The 245-nt window shown below is 68.6% G+C and carries 1 protein-coding gene; it reads left to right on the forward strand.

What is annotated here, in order from left to right:
* On the forward strand, nt 1-245 hold a 245-nt coding region (locus tag AC5Y2L_RS28620; RefSeq protein WP_499940110.1), incomplete at both ends, for a KR domain-containing protein.

Below are 245 nucleotides of genomic sequence, written 5' to 3' on the forward strand. Positions count from 1 at the left end.
CTGGGGCTGTTTTTGGCCGAGAAGATGGCTTCTCCCGATTCAGGGGCCGGCTGCGGACGTATCGTGTTGTCCTCGCGCTCACAGCCAACACTCGAGGCACTGGAAACCATCGAGTGCGTCAGCGCGCTGGGTGCCGATGTCGTGGTGGAGTGCGGCGATATCGCCGAGGCCGGCGTCGCCCAGCGGTTGGTGGCTACCGCGACCGCCACCGGGCTGCCGCTGCGCGGGGTGCTGCATGCCGCGGC

Source organism: Mycobacterium sp. NGS66 (assembly GCF_059812225.1).